The following is a 20944-nucleotide window of genomic DNA, read 5'->3' on the forward strand; positions in this document are numbered from 1 at the left end:
ACTACGCGAAATGATCTATAATAACAGTAAAATTTCTTGTTGTTTCCAAAATAGTCAGGAAATCTATAACAAGTATTGCGTAATGCACATCGTCGGTAAGTACTCGTTGCTATACTTTTCGTCAAATCGGCCTTTCGTCCGTTATATTTTGAGATACAGTACAACAATTATCGTAAATCAAACAGCGTGGATAACTACACATAACATTACTCAGAACATGCGGCTACATCAGGGTATGGCGCGGAGTGAACGATGTTCTCAAAAAATATTTTTTTACAAATTTTATAAAAAAGGCTTCTCTACCCATCCTAACACTCTAGATCAACACAGTATTATCTAGGCTTTTTCATGTAGATAAAAATATTTATTTTCACCCCGCTTTCATAAAAAAAAATCCCCGCCAAAAGATTGGCAGGGATGATAAACAGCGTATCGGGGCAAAAAAGTAGTCTGGATATTTTTTGTAGTATTGAATCAACTAATTTTGCCTGCATCAAAATAAGAAGTACCGTTATGCGGCATATGATGNTTTGTCGGTTCCCAAAAAAAAAGATAAAAAAAGATTACGCCTGCACAAATAAAAATTGACCCCCCATCACTCCCGCCATCATTCCATCAAAACACTCTATGAAAACACTTAAACCTAAAAAAGAAAAACCCGCTCAACGAAATACATAGCGGAGTAAAAAAAACGCATTTTCTCGTAGGGGAGAAGTAAAGAAATAATGAGCAGTAAGGTAATTCCCATATGTGTGTGAGTTATGAAGTCGAACTCACCATCATGTTTCAATAAAAACAATTTAATCAGTTCAATTGTCCAGAGCACATACAAAATACTAAACACATATCCAACGACCTTTGCGCCCGTCCTCATATTCATATGCATGTTCCTTAACACCCCATAAAAAATATGAACACTACGTACCGAGGTTCAAAGAAAATTTTTTGATTACTCATTGTCATCCCCCAAAAGCGAGCTTTATCAACACTCCAATCTTCCGTCCCTCATCCGTCTTTAAAACTTCTCCGTCATCAATATGTGGAACCACCCTTTGAGCATATCTGAATAAAAGATAAACAATGAGAGCAATCGCCCAATGAAAAGAAGCACCTACAAGCAAGACCAAACCCAACTTCTGCTTCAGACATGCATATAAAAGGCACGACCACCCGGTGACAAAAATACTAGAGGGAACTGCCCACACTCGATCTTCTTTAGAAGCAAACAATGTAACAATTGTAATCAGTAATAGAACATCGGGCAGAAGCCTCCCAAGTTCAAAAAGACTCTCTGTTTCTATCCAAAATACAACTATTTCAAAAAGATAAACCGCAAGATACGCAAAACAAAGAACCCATGCCAATACATTACAGAAAGAGCCAACTGTGTTTTGTCTTTTCAACTTCATTTGATGATTATGGTTCCCGATTAGTAATTGAGAGGCTGGTACTAACCATAAATACTAACTTAATAGACAACAATTCTAACGCCCTACTTTTGCAGCAATTGCATCAGCTGTAAAACAAAAAAACCGCCTTTATCCTAAGATAAAAGCGGCGTTACGTGTGTGACTATTCTTTTCGCAGATCGTACTTTCGCATTCGTAAATACAATCGTTTTCGCGGAATTCCCAGCTCTACTGCGGTCTTCTCAACGCGCCCGTCATTACGAACCAACGCATCAACAATAAGTTGCTTTTCATAGCGTTCTACAAGTTCATCAAGAACGGCAACACCGGAGGCGGGAACATCGCTTGAACCAGCATCGTTCTCACCGGAAAGATCCAACGGTAAGCCAAGAACCAGCTGCTGAGCTACGTTACGCAGCTCGCGCACATTCCCCGGCCATGGATACTGCTGAAGGCGGTTGTTCACTTCTGGCGCGACGTCTGGTGCCGGTCTATTAAAACGATCTGCCATCACGCCCATAAAGTAATGAAGCAACGGCATAACATCTTCAGCCCTGTCGCGTAACGGCGGGACATTTATTCGGGCAACATTAAGACGGAAAAATAAATCTTCTCGGAATGTTCCATTACTGACAGCTTCACGCAAATCAATTTTAGACGCAGCAACGACTCTGAAATCTACAGGGATAAGCTGGTTACTACCCACACGTTCGATCACACGTTCCTGCAATGCTCGTAACAGTTTAACCTGTATATCAAGAGGCATGGACTCAACTTCATCGAGAAAAAGAGTTCCGCCCTGAGCGAGTTCAATCTTACCAATTCGTCGACTGGAAGCGTTGGTAAAAGCACCGCGCTCATGACCGAATAATTCGCTCTCCACCAAGCTGCCCGGTATAGCGCAGCAGTTCAACGGAACAAATTTGCCGTTCTGTCTATTTCCGCAATCATGCAACGAACGGGCTGTAAGCTCTTTGCCTACACCAGTTTCGCCTAACACAAGGACATCTACATCAATCGATGCCAATGAACTTACAGTCTGACGCAACTGTTTGATCTCAGCAGACGAACCGAGAATCCGTGATTCCAAATCGAAATCGACAGCAAGACGCTGTTTCAAATTACGGTTCTCAAGACAAAGACGACGAGCCTCTAACGCACGTTTAGCGACCTCAATCAAGTATTCAGGCGGTGCTGGCTTTTCTAAAAAATCATACGCTCCGGAACGGATTGCATCCAGAGCCATTGGCACATCGCCATGGCCTGTTAAAATCACTACCGGAAGATCAGGCGCAATACTCCTGATGCGATTCAAAAGTGTAAGCCCGTCCATCCCCGGCATTTTGACATCACTGATTACCACCCCGAGCCAGTCGGGAGTAATATGCGGCAGAACCTCTTCCCCAGAACTAAAGGTTTTTATCGCATACCCTTCAAGCTCAAAGGTCTGCTGACACGCCTGTCGAATTTCAGTTTCGTCATCGACTAAGAAAATTTCACCAATCGGAGTCATAATTATCCAGCAGCTTTTTGAAATGAAAGAATGAATTTAGTACCACCAGTTGCAGCATTAGTGGCGCTAATCTCCCCTCTCATATCCTTCACAATGTTATAGGAAATAGAAAGTCCAAGCCCGAGTCCTTTACCGACCTCTTTGGTCGTATAAAACGGGTCAAAAATTGATTCTTTAACTTCTGGCGGAATCCCCGCCCCTGTATCGGTAATTTCAATAGAAATGGTTTCTTCTGCTTCAATAACATCAACAGAAATCTTTCGTTCCCCTTCGCCCTGTTGCCCCACCGCATCAATGGCGTTACCAAAAACATTAACCAGCACCTGCTCGAGTCGAATATCTTCTGCGGTAATGATGTATGACTGCTCTTTGTAACGCGGTTCGATAACAATGTTATCTTCAACAATTCTCGCCGTAAGCAAAGCCAGTGATTGTTCGATAACTGGAACCACTTCTACCGGATGCAGCTTGTTTGAAGGAAGACGAGCAAACTTTTTCAAGTGATTGATCATCGTGGCCATTCTTGCACTCAGGTTATCAATTTTGTCGATGTTTTCCTGATGAACTTCAATCTGTCCGCGCTCTAGAAGCAGTCGGGCATTGTGCAGATAATAGCGGATCGCAGACAATGGCTGGTTCAACTCATGAGCAATTCCTGCTGAAAGTTGACCAAGAGCCGCCAATTTACCGGCCTGCACTAATTCATCCTGCACCCTGCGACGTTCTTTAACTTCCTGACGGAGTTTGGCGTTTGTTACACTCAAATGATCAGTCTTTTCCCGCACCCTCTTCTGCAATAGCTCCTGAGCCTTTTCACGCTCTGTCACATCATGCAGGGTAATCATCAAGCTTCGCTGGTTCCGCTGCTGAACAGGACGAATGACCACCTCTATCGGAAATTCAAAACCGTCGCTTTTGACGCCCTGATACACGTTCACGATCTGCCCGTTATTCTCAGAATTAAATGCCAGAGAACACGCATCGCAAAATGCCTGCTCTTCCGGTACTGACACGAAATAAGACAGGTTCTGCCCGATCATCACCTGTGGATCAGCATTAAATAAGCTGACAGCCATCATGTTGAAAAAACGAATGGTTCCATCAGGGTCAGCGATAACAAGTCCTACCGCGGCGTTATCAATAATAGCCTGAGAATTTGCCTCTTCTACCGCCTGAGCAGTGTCGCGGAAGACGCGCAGCGCACCTGCCATCTTACCAATTTCATCATCGCCAGCTTCCGGTATGCTGTATTGTAGTTCTCCTCCGGCAATGGCTTGCATACTGCTCGCCAAGGCATTGAGTCGCGCCACAATACTGCCGCGCACATAAAACCACAAAACACAGACGGCAAGAATCAAACTTAAAAAAACCAGTCCAAGCTGTGCCCACCGGGCACGTTCCAACTTGCCCTTGGTCACAGCCGCCGCATTCAACGCTTCAGCCTGCGTACGTGTTACAACCGTTCTGATGACAGTACGCAGCTGCCCCACAATTCGAGCATTCTCAGCAAGGATATCCTGCCCTTTGATATTATTTGCAATAATTCTCTTTTTTAAAGCAAAAACACCATCCGGCCCTTCAGCCCGAGTCAGCACTTCTGAAAACACCTGATGCAATGTAAGCGCACTTGCCTCGTCCGAGTAATGCTCGAGGCTAAACCGTAGAGAGACAATGGTGTCACTTGCAAGAGCAGCCAAGTTATCAACTTGAGCATCCATCTGTGCAGAAGAAGCCTGTAGCAATAAACTCACCAGCAGATCGCCATTATTACCTATACGATCAACTATCTTTTTAAACCGACGATTGGAGCGAAGCTTTGCAGCTGAAATATTTTTCTCGCCCTGCCCTGCTGCGCTACGGATTCGATCAATTTCAGCATCAAGATTATAGTTTAAATCTTGACTGAGCGGCTCAATCTCCTCAAGCATGTCAGAATAAAGCCAGCGCAAGCGCTCCATATGCTTTTGGAGGCGCTTCTCCTCTCGTAACCGATCCGTTACAACAATCTGCAATGAGACAAGGTTGTCTTTCAAGCGCCCAAGCAGGTCATCTATTCCACGGCGAAGCTGAGGGTTTGTATGTTCAAGAAGCCCTACCTCACGACTGAATTGCAGCAACAGCAAATCAAGATCTGCGCGTATCCGTTTTTGGGTCTCTTCATCCGGTGCCGAGGCAAGATTAGGCGCGATCGCAATAATTTGTCCGCCAGTCTCTGCCACGTCAGCGACTTGCGCTAATTCCGGCAAGTTTTTTTCTGTAATTGTTGCAAAGATTTCGCTTGAACTGTCCAAAAGAAAAAGCGCTGTCAAAACCGCCAGCACAGTCATCCCCGCAATTGCACCAAAAGCAAGGAGCAGTCGCTCCCAAATGCCTAATTTAGTAAAAAACGATGGTATCATTACTTTCTTTGCACTGAATCCAACAGCTTGTTGGCTTTTTTCAATCGCTTTTCTATAAACTGCTGCCACTGCTCTATCTGCTGCTGTTGTTCTGGACTTCTCGGTGTTCCCGTAAACAAATTAAAAAATATTGCATTGTACACAGGGTCCAGACTCTGCTTGTAAGTTACAGGAATCTCACTAAGCAAACTGTGCGTCTTTTTCTTTACTGAAAGAAAATACGGATCATTCGCAGCATATTGACTTTCCAACAAAAGCAAACGCTTCCAAAGCTGACGCCGCTCTAACAACTTATATGTAATAAATTCTTCAAACAGATTATTCACGAGGTTGTAGCGCACCTGCGACAAGGAAGAATTGTACGGCTTTGCCTTGCCTTCCTTGATCAATTTGAACAATTGAGACTGTGCAAGTTTGCCGCTGTCGTACATCTGCTGAGCAACAGGAAGACGACGAATCTGCGGCTTAAGCAGAACAGCTTGCCCTTCCGGCGACAGCATAAAGTCTATAAAAATTTCTGCTTCACGAGAATTCACACTGTTTTTTAGTGCCCCAATCCCCGCAGGCATCAAAAGAACAGGTTCGCCGTATCGAAACTTCACATCCTTTACATCCGGCGCACGACCCAGAATATCGATGACCAGTCCCACACCATACAGTCCGCTCTTAACCCCCTCTGTCACACTAAAGCTACGAGCAGAAAGAGTTACAAGGTTACCGGACATGCGTAGCAGATACGCCCAGCCTTTTTCCCACCCCATCTTCTGCAAAAGACTTTCTACAATAAGATGTGTCGTTCCTGACCGCAAAGGGGTCGACATGACCACATGGCTGTAATATTTTGAATCTTCTAAGTCCTGCCAGCGTTTCGGAGCATCAATGTTTTCATTTTTTAAATATGAATCGTTCCACATCCACCCAACGCTGGACAACGCAAATCCGTAAAAATAGCCGTCAGGATCATCTACAGAAAATCCTTCAACACGCATTGCTTTATACTGCCGCGCCCGCTCTGTGTGCCTCAGCATGTTGCCCTGTTTCAAAATTTCAAATGCATCGGGTGACGATGACCAGAACACATCAAAGTTTCTGTTATTTCCACGCAACAACTCAGCAACGGCAGAAGCCGTCTTTTTATTTAAAATCGAAACCTTGATTTCAGGATGGAGAGACTTAAACCGTTCAATAAACGGTTCATAAAAATCGGGAGGATAAGAAGTAATTATTCGCAAAGAAGACGATTGAACGGCTTTCGCCGCAGCAGGTACAATCCCGCAAAAAAGTAGAGCACAAACGACTCCGACCATACACCAGCAGACGTATCGAACTCCCCTTAAGAAGCCAACGTTCATTACTCACCTCCAGATGGTACCGCAAACCTGCATGAACAGTGTACCTGCATTCGGATGTGCTACATATAAACATTTGTAAAATATGATTTATATAAAAATTTATAATAACACTAAGCGGCAATCGCGAAAGTATAAAAATGTTTCTAACATGGGTCAAGAGCACGTTCGGAATTTTCTACCAAACTTCACGCAACGTTCTATCCCCTTCGTAAATTTTCTTCGACTCAACTCCCGCTCCTCTGTCTTCAATAAAAGTTCCCACTTCAACCAAATGCTTCCCTTTAGAAAAAACAACGGGTCATTTTAGAACACGAAGGTGTCAAAAACGACCCAAATTATATCTATTAAAAATGCTAACATTTTCGTCATTTACAACAAAACTAGAACATTACCCTCACATCTCTCGATGGCACAATATTTGATTAATAATGACAAGTACTGTGAAAAATTTTGTCACGGTAGGAAGAGGGGAGCTATAACCAACTCTCTTTTTTTTTGCACAATTATGATGCTGCCGGTTGATGGATTGCCGGCTGTAATTGTTAACCGGCGGATATATGCCGCACACAAAGCACGGAGTATGTAATGAAAAGAATTTTAGCATTACTCATGGCACTCGTTTTTGCCTTCCCTATGTATGCTATGGCTGAATACCCAAGCAAGCCAATCACAATTGTTGTTCCTTCCAAAGCTGGTGGATCAACTGATACAACCGCTCGCATTTTTATTAATGCAGCAAAAAACTACTGGCCTGACGCTAATTTTGTAGTTCAGAACGTTCCTGGTTCTGGCGGTCAGAAAGGTTTTGAAGCTATCGCTCGTGCTAAAAAAGACGGCCACACCATCGGCTTAGTTTTTACCACTCAGATCGTATCTCACATTGTATCCAAACGTGCTCGCTACACTCTCGATAGCTTCCACGTAATGGGTAACGCTGTAGACGATCCATTACTCATTGCTGTTCCTAAAGACAGCCCGATCACCGATCTCGCTTCTTTCATCAAAATGGCAAAAGAGAACCCGCTGACCGTTGCTGTTAACGGCATTGGTTCCGATGACTTTATTGCTGCCAAAAAATTTGAAAACAAAGCTGATATAACTTTCAACCTTCTTCCAACAAAAGGTTCTACTGAGCAGAAAGCGCTGGTTCTTGGTGGCCATGTAGATGCAAGCATCATGAACCTTTCCCAGATGCAGGCACAGCACAAAGCGGGCACCGCTCGTGTTATCGCTCTCCTCAATGCAGAACGTTCCGACGTTCTTCCAGAGGTTAAAACTGCTACTGAACAGGGTTACACTGTAAACATGACTGCTACCCGCGGTTTTGTTGCACCTGCTGGCATCGATAAAGACATCCTTACCAAGCTTGATGCTCTTCTCGTGAAAATTAACAGCGATCCTAACTTCATCGCTGACTGCAAAAGAAACGTTTACAGCCAGCTGCCAATGTCCGGTGAAGACTACCGCACATACCTTGAAGGTCTTCAGACAGAAACACAGTCTTTCTACGACAAGAACCCTTGGTAATACAATATGACAAAAAGATTTGCTGAGTTATTGCTTCTCGGCGGATTTTTGGTACTTGCGGTGCTGCTTTACAACAGCACCGCAGCGTACCCAAAATTCGTTCAGGGCTCGACAGCCGCATATGTTCGCTTTTTGGGAATTTCTCTTGGCATTCTATGCCTTACAGAGCTGTTCTTTGCGTCCAAAAAAAAAGGACAGGACAACCAAAAGGCACCTCTTAACATGGCAGACGCTCCCCGCCGATTCTGGGGACTATGCATCCTGTTATTTGTCTATGCTGCCTCATTTGAGTTCTTAGGATTCTATCTGGCATCAGCAGTTTTTCTTCCGGTAGCTATGCTTCTACTTGGAGCACGAAAACCAATTCTTATCAGCCTGACCTCTGGAGGAATTTTACTTTTCGTCTACCTCGTTTTCGAAAAATTGCTTGGAGTTTTTCTCCCGACAAGTAGCTTGTTCGGATAAGGATACATCGTATGATCTTAGAATCAATATATTCCCTGATGGCACCTTTGCCATTGCTTGCTGTAGTTCTTGGAACTATTTCCGGCGTAATCATCGGCGGTATGCCGGGTCTGACAGCGACTATGGCAGTTGCGCTACTAATCCCTGTCACCTTTACCCTTGATCCACTCATCGGTCTTGTTCTTATGGGTGGCGTCTACTGTGGTGCCATGTACGGCGGCTCTATTCCAGCAATTCTCCTGCGCACACCGGGCACTCCGGCAGCAGTTGCAACCGCACTGGAAGGCTACCCGATGACACAGCAAGGTCGTGCGGGCTTGGCGCTTAAAATTTCTGTTATTGCCAGTTGCGTCGGGGGGGTATTCTCAACAATCATTTTGTTAATTTTGGCTCCAATCCTTGCAACCTTTGCACTCTCTTTTGGACCGCCAGAATACTTCCTGCTTGCGATTCTCGGACTCGCGGGTCTTGTTTCCATGGCTGACGAAAAGACCGGCCTTATCAAGTCCCTTATCTCCGGTGTGATTGGTTTGATCATTGCTGTTGTCGGCACTGATCCTATCTCCGGAATGCTCCGCTACACAGCAGGACTGACAGACTTATACGACGGTGTCGCATTTATGCCGGTACTCATCGGCCTGTTCTCTATTTCGCAGATGCTTTCCCTGACCGGTAAAAGAAGTGTTGTAGATAACGCTGCACTCGTTACCGAGATCAAGCGTGAGCCTATGCCAAAAGGTATTTTCAAATACATCAGCATCGGTTCTCTTACCGGTACTCTTGTAGGAATTTTGCCTGGTGAAGGTGCAACAATTGCGGCGTTTCTTTCCTATAACATCGCAAGACGCCGTTCTAAAACTCCTGAGCTGTTCGGCAAGGGTAATCCAGAAGGTATTGCAGCTGCGGAAGCAGGCAACAATGGCTGCGTAGGCGGTTCGTTGATTCCTACTCTTACGCTTGGCATTCCCGGCAACAGTGTTGCTGCGGCATTGCTTGGTGGCTTGCTGGTTCACGGTCTGATTCCGGGTCCAGAGCTATTCACCACCTACGGGTCAATGACCTATGCATTCATCTTCTCTCTGTTCATTGCCAACATCGTATTTTTGATTCTGGGACTGTACATGGCACCGTACTTTGCAAGAATCGCACTCACCCCAACTGAGCTGCTGATTCCTGTTGTTTGCCTGTTTTCAGTTCTTGGTTCTTACTCAATGAACAACAGTGTGCTTGATGTCTTCCTCTGTCTGCTTTTCGGCCTTGGAGCTGTTCTTCTGCACAAAACAGGCTTCTCCCTTGGCGCACTTATCCTCGGACTTATTCTTGGACCAATTGCCGAAACAGGCTTTGCACAGGCGCTTATTATGAGCAGAGGTAGCGCAGCTATCTTCTTTAAAAGCCCGCAAGCAATTGTACTGTGGTTCATCATCTTCCTGCTGTTAGTGCCACCACTCATCAATATTCTCAAAAAGCATCGTACAAAGTCAGTGTAAAACGCCACACACTAGTCTTATCAAGTGATTTCACTTTGTCGTTCTCCCTACCTATTCTACGACAAAGCTAGATCGCCTAGAGTGACACACTATGACTTTCCCCCTGCATCAATTGATGCAGGGGGTTTTTATCTTTATAATTTGGGATTACTTTCAAGAAATAACATGCGTTCCAAAACAATAATTTGGAAGTTACATGCGGATATTACAACGCATTTTACTCACACATAAGTTCAAAATTTTCATAGCAGACCCAATTGCTCTTAAGGCTTCGAGCCAAACATTCTCTTATCCACTTCTTCCTTAAGCCTAATACCTGACGGAGTGGTGCACAAACCGCCCTTACCGGTACAGCACAACGTATCCGGCAATGCATTTCCCACTTCCCACATAGCGCAGATAACTTCATCAAGAGGTAATGTTCCGCGGAATCCGTACATCGCAATGTTAGCGGCAGTTACAGCGTTGCTGACTGCAGCGACGTTACGACCGATGCAAGGAACTTCCACCTGCTCTGCCACAGGATCACAAATGAGTCCCAATGAATTCTGCATAGCCAGTGCCGCAGCATTACAAGCTGCTTCTGTTGATCCGCCAGCCATTTCAACCATTGCCGCTGCGGCCATACTGGCTGCGGAACCACATTCTGCCTGACAGCCACATACTTCTGCTGCAAATGTTGCCTGCTCATTAATAAACACGCCGATAAGTCCGGCAACAAGCATTGCCTTTGCTGCTGTTTCCACTCTAGAATCTTGCGGCACCTCAAGCTGATCAAGCATACTGAACACCGCCGCAGGCAGCACACCACAAGAACCAGCAGTCGGCGCAGCCACTACACAGCCCATCGCCGCATTAAGCTCCATCACAGCCACGGACATCACGGTGGCCATGTCCAGCATACCGGTTGGAATAAATTTGCCATTCATCACAGCATCGCGAAGTTTGCTTGCAGAAGGGCTCAGGAAACCCTTCATTGTAAAGTCACCAGCCAGACCAATTGCAACCGCTTCTTCCATCACTCGAATTATTCGTTCCATCATTTCTAACACTTCAGAGACACTCACCCCTCCGCGGGCTGCCTCATACAACGCAGCAGCTTTCCATAGCGGTGCATCATGTTCTGCACACCAATCCAGCATTGCCGCAGCGCGGGTGAACGGCACCTCGCAGTCAGCAGATGCAAGCACAGGCATTACCGGAGTAATGTTACGAACACTGGCATCACTAAAACGGAGCTTTATTGTATCCAACAGATTCTGTGGAACCTGTTGTCGTGTGTGAATAACAATAACGCCTCGCCATGTATCATCAGCTTTGCCGTTTTCGCTTATACTATTACCATGCGCGACAACATTCGCCTCACGTAACAACGACTCCACGTCATCACACACACTCTTCATAGAAGAAGCACTGCTGCCTGACTGTAAAATTACAAGTTCGTAGTAGTCGCCAGCCAAAGAAACTGGACATTCATTTATCTCATTCAGCTCAATGCACCCTCCACCGATTGACAGACCGCTTACAGAAACAGTTCCGCCATTCTCATCCATCAATTCCAACAAGACAGTGTTAGGGTGATCGGCTTCAAAATCTTTTACCTCAACGACCAGTTCAATTCCCTTTGCCTTGATAAGAGAAAGCGCATCAGACAAGCGCGGGTCTTGCGGGAGCATCCCCAACAAACCTGCGGCCAAACCCTGATCAGACTTTTGCCCCTTATATGTCATGGCAAAGGAACCATTCGTTTCAAACATCACTTTCACACATGAGAGCCTGCCGCCGCACAATTGCCCTGCAAGGTAGCCGATACGGGCAGGGCCGGCTGTATGAGAACTGGATGGCCCGACCATAACAGGACCAATTACGTCATTAAAAATGCTTGATGGTAATTTTTTCATATCGCTTCCTTATATTGCGTCAGCATCTCCATACTAACTTCCCAGAACCAGTTGAACAGACACCGCACAGTAGATGATGGGCAAAATCGTCCCATTTTAATAGCAATATATTACTCTTCCATTCACTAATTCCTCTTCCTAATTTGGCAAAGAGAGAATAATAACACTCAATCAGTGAATATTAACATACTCGAAAAGGAATCCCTTATGCGCAAACTCTTTATCATCGCCCTGTTACTGTTCGCCCTTCCGCTCACAGCAACAGCAAATGATTGCAAAGCCACATACGGCAATGGCAACACTGTCTTCACGCTTGCAACAGGAAGTCCCGGCGAATTGGGTCTTCTTGAAGCATTAGCTGACAAGTTTAACAGCACAAACGACACCACTATGTGTTGGAAAAAAGCTGGATCAGGAAAATCCTTAAAGCTTCTTAAGGCAGGAAAAGTAGACATCGTCATGGTTCATGCTCCGGCTGCTGAGAAAAAAGCTGTTGCTGATGGCTGGGCTGGAATGCGTACCCTCATTGGTTCAAACGAATTTTACGTGGTTGGGCCAGTTGCTGACCCTGCAAACATCGCAAAGGCTCAATCCGTAGCTGAAGCGTACGGTAACATTGCCAAAGCAGGTGCACTGTTCTACTCACGTGGCGATAATTCAGGCACGCACAAAAAAGAACTCAGAATCTGGAAAAAAGCCAACATCGCTCCGAAAGGAAAATGGTACCAGACTACCCATGAATTCATGCAGGCTACTTTGCTTAAAGCTGACCGTAACAAAGGTTACTTTATGACTGACTCTTCCACATGGGTTGCCACAAAAAAGGATATCAAAAACCTTAAAGTACTCTTCAAGGGCGATCCTATGTTGATCAACACATATCACGCTCTGCTTTCACCTACAGGCCCACAGGCAAAAGTTACAAAGAAATTTATCGAATTGCTCAAAGGCGAGGAAGGCCAGAACTTACTCAGAACCTTCGGTAAAGCTGAACACGGTGAAGCCATGTACAACGATGCAGCCTACGCATCTCAGTACGATCATTAAGAGTACATTTTGTAGCACACAGATTATTTCAATATTCCGTATTACTTAGCGGAGTACCCGATCATAAAAAGCAGTTATGGACATCATCCATAACTGCTTTTTTATTGAGGTGTCGCACTTAGTTATTACACCCATCTGACCATGCCGCAACGTACCCTGATCCTTCATCACGACTCAGCAAACAAGCACAAATCACACGCTCATGATCACCGTTACAACAAATCGTAGGCTTTCCGCTTGACCCGTCTACCGGTGTAGGCCTGATAACTATCTTTGCCGTGTGGCATCGTTCAACATCAGGAGTTCCAGCATTGAAGAAACAATTACCTACATTGTTTTTCACTGTCGTTATACTGGCTGCCGTTACGCTGACAGCACTGACAGCACTGACAGCAAGTGCCAGCAGCGCTCAGCCACCCTATCAGCTTGGGCATCGCGAGATCACCTCACAAATTAAAGAGCTACAAAAAAGACAGGAAGACACCATGCAGTCTGTAACCTACACCAAAAATTTTACAATGAACCAACCGGCGGATGTCCTTTTTCCACTATTTAGTGCGGAAGGCGAAACATTGTGGGTTCCCGATTGGAAATATGAAAACGTTATGGGATCTACAGAATTACATGAAGATTATGTTTTCCTGACTCAAACCCATGACCATGCTTCCACAAAAGCTATCTGGCTTGTAAAAAGACATGATCCAGAAACATATTTTATTCAGTTTTACAAAGTGGAGCCGAACGACAAGGTAGGCATTGTGACTGTAAAATGCACTCCTGTAGACGCTACGAATACTGAAGTTCAGGTTAGCTACCAATACATCGGCATTGATGAAAAAGGTAACAAATTCATCAGTACCTTCACTGCGGAAGATTACTCAAAGTACATTGATGAATGGGAAACACTCCTTATCAAATATTTCGCATCTCAGTCCTAACGAATAATTTGGTGACCGCGACAATCCGGTAATGGGTCAGTGCAAGTCGATGGCGGTCACCAAGTATAACAGATAGAATAAAAAGCCTTTTTGCTGCCCAATGTGAATCTGCAATATAAATACTTACGATGACAGGATAGTACGATGCTCACAGTTTCCCAACTGGCTAAAAAATTTGGTATATCACGAACCACTATTCTCTATTATGAACGAGCGGGTTTACTTCTGCCGACAAAACGCTCTTCAAATAATTATCGCTGGTATGGTGAAAAAGAAATTTCAAAACTGGAAACGATCATAGCGTACCGGTCATTTGGATTACCTGTCGCGCAATTATCTGAACTCTTAGATCGAGAAGATGAAGCAACACAGGAGCAAATCCTATGCAACCAATTCAAGGCTCTTGAAACAGAGATACAGCAACTCAGATTGCAGCAAAAAGCCATCATGACCCTTCTTAAGCATCCTGACTTGTTAGAAAACCAGATGGTTACCAAAAAACGTTGGAGCAGCATTATGAAGGCTGCAGGCTTGAGCGATCAAGACATGCACAACTGGCATCAGCAGTTTGAAAAAATGGAACCTGAGGCACATCAGCAATTTTTAGAATCCCTCAATATTTCACCAGATGAAATAAAGAAGATACGCAGTTCCACCAAAAAAAAATCGTAATTCAAAACCTAGCATTACTATTTGTAAAACATACGAACGCCGCACAACAATTACACATTATTGTGCGGCGTTTTTAATTGCTACCTGACACTTATGTAAACTCTGCCCCTGCGGGAGGGGCTTCACAAAAAAAACCTATTCGCTATAGTGCAACCTCAGAATATAACAGACTCAATCCAACGCTCAAAATTATTGCGTTCGCACAATGAAACCTTCAGGCGCAACAGACTGTAATCAAGCACTAGCAAACCAAAGGAATCTTTTTATGACCTGCACAACATCTCGCGAGAACAACAACCTTACGGACAACTCCAGCAGCGCATCGCAGCTACCTATACGCATTCAGCGTCTTAAAGATGCTTACCTGAAGGTGAAGCCAAGTATCACCATAGGACGCGCTCTGGCGTACACTGAGGTCACAAAAGAACATCCTAACCTGCCAATCAATGTGCGTCGTGCCAAAGGTTTTAAAAGAGCCTGCGAAACTGCACCGTTGAGAATTCAAAACGGTGAGCTGATTGTAGGACACCCTTGTGGTAAACCTCGTGCCGGTTCATTCTCCCCTGATACAGCATGGAAATGGCTTCGGGACGAGCTGGACACCATAGGAACCCGTGCTCAAGATCCGTACGAGATTAGTGAAGAAGATAAAAAGATAATGCGCGAGGAGCTATTTCCTTTTTGGGAAGGCCGGTCTCTTGATGAAGCATGTGAGGATGCTTTTCGAGAAAAGGGATTATGGGAATTCTCTGCCGAAGCCTGTGTAAGCGACTTGACCTACCATCATACTAGTGGAGGTGGAGACACAAGCCCTGGGTATGACATCATTTTGTTTACCAAGGGAATTAACGGCGTAAGAGCTGAAGCGGAAATGCATCTAGCCCAATTACCAAAAGAGGCTGATGCAACCGAAGACGACACAAAGAAAATACATCACTACCAAGCAGCGCTCGAAATCTGTGATGGAATCCTTAGTTATGCAAATCGTCTTTCTGCTTATGCACTGCAATTAGCACAGGAAGAACAAGACCCTACCCGCAAGGCAGAACTTGAAAAAATAGCCGAAGTTAATGCCACTGTTCCCGCCAATCCACCCAAAAATTTTCATGAAGCTCTGCAAGCCATCTGGACTATCCAGTCACTCTTCTTGCTGGAAGAAAACCAGTGTAGCACTTCTCTTGGTCGCTTTGACCAATACGTCTATCCATGTTTTGCAGCCGATATAGATTCTGGTCGAGTAACAGAGGCAGATGCCTTCGAATTAATGAGTTGCTTCATCCTCAAATGCTCTGAAATGATCTGGTATACTCCAGGAGCAACAGCTCAATATTTCGCAGGCTATATGCCATTCATCAACCTTTGTGTTGGCGGAACTAAACGACAAGGCGGCGACGGAACCAACGCCCTGACATACCTTGTCATGGATGCTGTTAGCAAAGTAGGAGTGTACCAGCCTTCTCTTGCCTGCCGAATCCACAATCAGTCTCCGCAAAAATATCTGCAAAAAATTGTTGAAGTTATTAAAGCTGGTAGTGGAATGCCTGCCTGTCATTTCGACGATGCGCACATAAAGATGATGCTCCGAAAAGGGTTCGATTATGAAGATGCCCGCGACTACTCCCTCATGGGTTGTGTTGAGCCACAAAAATCCGGACGGATCCACCAATGGACAGCAGGCGGTTTTACGCAGTGGCCTGTCGCTATTGAATTTGTTTTCAATCACGGTGTGCTGGAATCTTACGGTAGCAAGGTAGGGCTGGATACCGACGACATTTCGCAGTTTAAGACCTATGAAGATTTTGATGCCGCAGTCAAAAAGCAGATCGCTCATATTTTAGACCTAACAGCGCAAGGCACGGTTATTAACCAAGAGCTTGTCCGCGACACAATGCCTACGCCGTACATGTCATTATTTGTTGATGGCTGCATGCAAAACGGCAAAGACGTTACTGCCGGTGGCGCTGTTATGTACGGTGGCCCGGGTACAATATTTGCCGGACTGGGTACCTACGTTGACAGTATGGCAGCAATTAAAAAGCTTGTTTTTGATGAAAAGAAATACACTCTTACAGAACTGAAACAAGCGCTTAATGCAAACTGGAAAGGGTATGAACAGGTACAGGTTGATTGTCTTAACGCCCCCAAATACGGGAACGATGATGATTACGCCGACATGATTGCAACAGACCTCATCGACTTCACAGAAAAAACAAGCAATCAGCACAAAACATTATATGCTCATTTAATTCACGGCACGTTGTCTCAGTCATTCAACACTCCACTTGGGGAAATGATTGCAGCTACTCCTAACGGACGCATCTCAAATGCTCCGTTATCAGACGGCATGAGCCCTTCCCAAGGCGCAGATAAGAATGGTCCTACATCGATCATCAATTCTGTGGGCAAACTCAACGTAGAATCCATGAGCCTCGGAATGTCACACAACTTTAAGCTGCTGAAAGGAACCCTAGAATCACCTGAAGAGAAAGCTGGCTTAGTTGCGTTGCTGCAAACGGCATCAATGTTAGGCAACGCGCAAATGCAATTTAACTACCTTGATAACGAAGCCCTCATCCAAGCGCAAAAAACTCCTGAAGAGTACCGAGATCTCATTGTCCGCGTGGCTGGATACAGTGCTTTCTTTGTAGAACTATGCAAAGAAGTACAGGACGAAATTATTAGCCGTACTATGCTAGGCTACAATAATTAATCAGCACCTAACGATAAAATCATAATAAAAAAGGCATCAATGTTGATGCCTTTTTTATTACAATCGAAGCAAAAGAGTACTTCACCGTCATTAACAGTAGATCTACCCCCCTACTGTTACATGCGCCACATACTTGCTGGCAACATCCTTCATACTGTGCACGATAGCCTTATCGAGTGGTTCAATACCGTGCAGTGGATATGTCCGCTCCAACTGCTCCCATTTCGGTTCACCAAGCCTGTGGTATGGCAGAATATCAAGTGATTCAACGGCCGAGCCAAGTGATGAAACAAACTTAGCCGTTGCCTCAATATTTTCCACAGAATCGTTGCAACCCGGAATAAGTGGAACTCTAATACGCAGTTTCTTCCCCATCGTCGCAGCGTTAGCAATATTGATTAGAATTTGCTCATTGGGCGCTCCTGTAAGCGCCTTATGTTGGTCAGAATCCATATGCTTTATATCAGTCAGTACTAAGTCTGTATGTTCTAATACTTTCTGAAATGTTTCAAAGGTAGTCATTGCACAGGTTTCAATTGCAGTGTGCATGCCCCTACGCTGAGACTCGCGTAAGCATTCAATCAAAAACTCTGACTGCATAGTCGGTTCGCCACCGGAAAATGTTACGCCTCCGTTGGACGTCTCATAAAAATGCCGGTCACGCTCCACTTCATCCATCACCTCATCTACTGTCATGAAACGACCAACAATAGTCATCGATCCAGCGTAACAATGTTCAACACACTCTCCACAGTATGTGCACTTATCACGCTCAATAATAAACTCGCCCTGCGCATCAACAGACAAGGCGTTTTCCGGACATTTTTCAATGCATTTTCCGCATCCGATGCATAAATGAGGAAGACGCATCAACTCCGGTTTCGGACTCATTGATTCCGGATTCTGACACCACTTACAGTGCAGTGGACATCCTTTAAGAAAGACTAATGTTCGAATCCCGTTACCGTCGTGAACAGAGAACCGTTGAATGTCAAAGACTGTTCCGGTTAATGCAGCGTTATCTTTGTCAGACAACCGAAAGGAATGTTGGCGTTCTTTCCACGTCATGTTCTATGTCCTTTGTAACGCGGAGCCGGATACCCCGACTCCGCGGCGTTGCTTAGAAGGTCTGTTCGGTACGGGCAATAATGTCGTCCTGAAGTGATTTATCCAACGCTGTAAAGAATGCACTGTATCCGGCAACTCGGACTACAAGCCCTTTATAGCTATCTGGATTTTCCTGAGCTTCTTCCAACGTTTCACGGCTGATTACGTTATACTGAACATGGAAACCACCATTCTGGAAGTACGTTTCAGTCACTGCTTTCAAGTTATCCAGACCATTTTCACCTTCGAGTGCTGAGGGATGAAACTTCTGGTTAAGCAATGTTCCGTTTGATGCAATTTCATGATCAAGTTTAGCAACGGACAACACTGATGCCGTCGGACCGCAACTGTCGTAGCCTGAGATAGGGGAAACACCATCTGCGAGCGGACTCCAAGCCATGCGGCCATCAGGAGTCGCTGTTACAACAGAACCAAGCGGCACGTTTGCAGAAGCAGGATACAGACCCGGCTGGAACTTGCCACCGCGCGGGTTTTTGTACCGGTTTACTTCGTTGCAATAGATGCCTGCCGCTTCTTTTGCGACGGCATCGGCAAAGTCGTTATCATTACCATACTTAGGGGCGCGGTTTACGAGCATAAGGCGCAAATCTTCTTGCCCTTCAAAGTTATTGTGCAATGCTTCCTGCAACGCTTTAGCGGTAATCAACTTATCTTCAAAAACAAGCTTCTTAATTGCAGCAAGAGAGTCACCGGCGTTAGCAACTCCAACACCCTGTGGGCCTGTAAAGTTGTAAATAGCGCCACCTTCCTGAAGAGACATTCCGCGACCAATGCAGTCTTCTACTAATCCGGAGAGGAACGGTAGCGGACAATGCTTGCCATGGGTCATATCGACAGCGTTATCCGCCGCAGCCATGAGCTTTACGAAATAACTTGTCTGGGCTTCGTAAGACTTCATAACTTCATCAAAGCTCGTAAAGTCTTCTAGCTTACCACTCTTAGGTCCAATCTGCTTGCCGGTACGTCTGTCCACACCGTCATTCAAGCAAAGTTCGATAACTTTAGACATGTTGAAGAACGCAGCGTCATGCCACCCTTCTGTCTTACCGCCAACCTGTGGTTCTACACAGCCGATAATGCCATAATCTCGAGCGTCTTCTCTACTCAGACCTCTAGCAAGAAGAGCCGGAATAATTACACGGTCGTTGTAATATGCTGGGTATCCTAATCCTAGGCGGCTTACCTCTGCGGCACGTTTGTACAGAACATCAGGTGTACCTTCATGAATACGGATGGAAAGAGAAGGAGCATATAATTTTGTGTTCGCACTAGCCTGCAGCACAAGGAAAGACATGGCATTCGTGGCATCAGCACCATCACGGGACTGTCCACCAACAATGAGGTTCATAAACATTGGGTAGCCAGCAAAAGCCATAGTGGAAGCTTCGTCACGAACCTTATTTAATTCAGAGAATTTAACCCACAGCATATCGAGCAGTTCCTGCGCTCTTTCAACTGAGGTAGAACCTTCCTGCAGGAACGGATTCATGTATTGATCAAAGCGCATAGGGGAGATCGAATGTCCGTTTGACTCAATCTGTACAACAAGGTGCACAAACCAGAATGCCTGCAGTGCTTCCTGTAATGTAGTCGCAGGGTGCGCAGGAACCTGACGACAGATACGAGCAATCTCTAATAGCTCTTCTTTACGGTCGCCATCACAGGTTGCAGCTTTTTCTTCTGCAAGAACTGCAAAACGTTCTGCAAAAACGATAACAGCTTTGTTTGCGATAATTACAGACTCAAGAAAACGACGTTTATTTTGAGCCTCAGCATCGGTGAAATCCAACTTTTCAATGGCTTCTTCAGCAGATGCAATTACTGAGAGAATACCCTCAGTGAGTACTTTATTGTAATCAGGAGAAATATGTCCCACACCGTTATAGAAGTAGTTACCCACTGTATAGACAACATCGTTATGCGCTTCCAATGACTCTGGAGGCATAAATGCTGCTGCTATTTCGTTAGTAGTTCGACCATCCCAATATGCGAACGCGCTGCGAAGCTTATCTTTTGTTTCTTCAGAAATAAGAAAAACATCGGCTGTTCTTTTTTCCAGACGATCAAGCTCTTCTTCTACCCACTTGCAGGAAAATTCTGGAAAAATGGGAGCAGAACGCGGCATACTGCACTGGTTACCGACTACTAGTTCCCCATCCTGTATAAAGATGGACATGTTTGTCAGCACGTTTTCCAATGCCCTTGCGCGACGAATCGCAATTGGTTGCCCTTCTGTTGCCTTGTAAGATTCAGTTAAAAGAACAGCTCGCTCTGCACAAATTGCTGGTGCAGTATTAACGAAACGGTCAAGCGCCAGAGAAACGCGGTCTGTTGGGCCATACAGTTTCGGGATCACCATTTTCGGGGGATTAGTCGTCATAAATTTCTCCTTA

General features: G+C 45.1%; 13 protein-coding genes. 7 read left to right on the plus strand and 6 right to left on the minus strand.

Going from position 1 to position 20944, the window contains the following annotated elements; all coding sequences use genetic code 11:
- Positions 1-1572: 1572 nt before the first annotated feature.
- Genes MKHDV_RS16750 through MKHDV_RS16760 form a run of 3 tightly spaced genes read right to left on the minus strand, consistent with a single transcriptional unit; the run spans position 1573 to position 6673 of the window.
- Positions 1573-2922, minus strand: a complete 1350-nt coding sequence (locus MKHDV_RS16750) for a sigma-54 dependent transcriptional regulator (protein ID WP_160717345.1) — start codon at positions 2920-2922, stop codon at positions 1573-1575.
- Between the two features lie 2 nt (positions 2923-2924).
- Complete coding sequence (locus tag MKHDV_RS16755) at positions 2925-5390, minus strand: ATP-binding protein (RefSeq protein WP_216846951.1); 2466 nt, start codon at positions 5388-5390, stop codon at positions 2925-2927.
- Positions 5321-6673 (minus strand): ABC transporter substrate-binding protein, encoded by a 1353-nt coding sequence (locus MKHDV_RS16760; RefSeq protein ID WP_160717349.1) that lies wholly within the window; start codon positions 6671-6673, stop codon positions 5321-5323. Before MKHDV_RS16760 ends, MKHDV_RS16755 begins: the two co-directional genes overlap by 70 nt.
- Positions 6674-7258: 585 nt before the next feature.
- On the opposite strand from MKHDV_RS16760, the gene MKHDV_RS16765 reads away from it, so the two are divergent.
- Genes MKHDV_RS16765 through MKHDV_RS16775 form a run of 3 tightly spaced genes read left to right on the plus strand, consistent with a single transcriptional unit; the run spans position 7259 to position 10155 of the window.
- The gene (locus MKHDV_RS16765; RefSeq protein ID WP_160717351.1) at positions 7259-8200 is read left to right on the plus strand and encodes a tripartite tricarboxylate transporter substrate binding protein; all 942 of its coding nucleotides are present in this window, start codon (positions 7259-7261) and stop codon (positions 8198-8200) included.
- Between the two features lie 6 nt (positions 8201-8206).
- Complete coding sequence (locus tag MKHDV_RS16770; protein WP_160717353.1) at positions 8207-8665, plus strand: tripartite tricarboxylate transporter TctB family protein; 459 nt, start codon at positions 8207-8209, stop codon at positions 8663-8665.
- An 11-nt stretch (positions 8666-8676) separates the two neighbouring features.
- Positions 8677-10155 (plus strand): tripartite tricarboxylate transporter permease, encoded by a 1479-nt coding sequence (locus MKHDV_RS16775; protein WP_160717355.1) that lies wholly within the window; start codon positions 8677-8679, stop codon positions 10153-10155.
- A gap of 263 nt (positions 10156-10418) precedes the next feature.
- Here the strand turns inward: MKHDV_RS16775 and MKHDV_RS16780 are convergent, their stop codons facing one another.
- Entirely contained in the window at positions 10419-12056 is a 1638-nt protein-coding gene (locus MKHDV_RS16780) for an L-serine ammonia-lyase, iron-sulfur-dependent, subunit alpha (RefSeq protein ID WP_160717357.1), read from the minus strand.
- Positions 12057-12263: 207 nt separating this feature from the next.
- On the opposite strand from MKHDV_RS16780, the gene MKHDV_RS16785 reads away from it, so the two are divergent.
- The 4 genes from MKHDV_RS16785 to cutC all read left to right on the plus strand — a co-directional run bounded on the left by MKHDV_RS16785 (position 12264) and on the right by cutC (position 17423).
- Positions 12264-13103, plus strand: a complete 840-nt coding sequence (locus MKHDV_RS16785) for a substrate-binding domain-containing protein (RefSeq protein WP_160717359.1) — start codon at positions 12264-12266, stop codon at positions 13101-13103.
- Positions 13104-13414: 311 nt separating this feature from the next.
- Positions 13415-14041 (plus strand): hypothetical protein, encoded by a 627-nt coding sequence (locus MKHDV_RS16790; protein ID WP_216846952.1) that lies wholly within the window; start codon positions 13415-13417, stop codon positions 14039-14041.
- Between the two features lie 144 nt (positions 14042-14185).
- Positions 14186-14713, plus strand: a complete 528-nt coding sequence (locus MKHDV_RS16795; protein ID WP_160717361.1) for a MerR family transcriptional regulator — start codon at positions 14186-14188, stop codon at positions 14711-14713.
- 265 nt (positions 14714-14978) lie between these two features.
- A complete protein-coding gene (cutC, locus tag MKHDV_RS16800) occupies positions 14979-17423 on the plus strand; it encodes a choline trimethylamine-lyase (RefSeq protein ID WP_216846953.1) in 2445 nt (814 codons plus the stop codon).
- A 102-nt stretch (positions 17424-17525) separates the two neighbouring features.
- On the opposite strand, the gene MKHDV_RS16805 is transcribed toward cutC, so the two are convergent.
- Positions 17526-18491 (minus strand): glycyl-radical enzyme activating protein, encoded by a 966-nt coding sequence (locus MKHDV_RS16805; protein ID WP_160717365.1) that lies wholly within the window; start codon positions 18489-18491, stop codon positions 17526-17528.
- A gap of 52 nt (positions 18492-18543) precedes the next feature.
- On the minus strand, positions 18544-20931 hold the full coding sequence (locus MKHDV_RS16810; protein WP_160717367.1) for a glycyl radical protein: 2388 nt from the start codon (positions 20929-20931) through the stop codon (positions 18544-18546).
- Positions 20932-20944 lie beyond the last annotated feature (13 nt).

Source organism: Halodesulfovibrio sp. MK-HDV, assembly GCF_009914765.1.
Lineage (GTDB): Bacteria > Desulfobacterota > Desulfovibrionia > Desulfovibrionales > Desulfovibrionaceae > Halodesulfovibrio.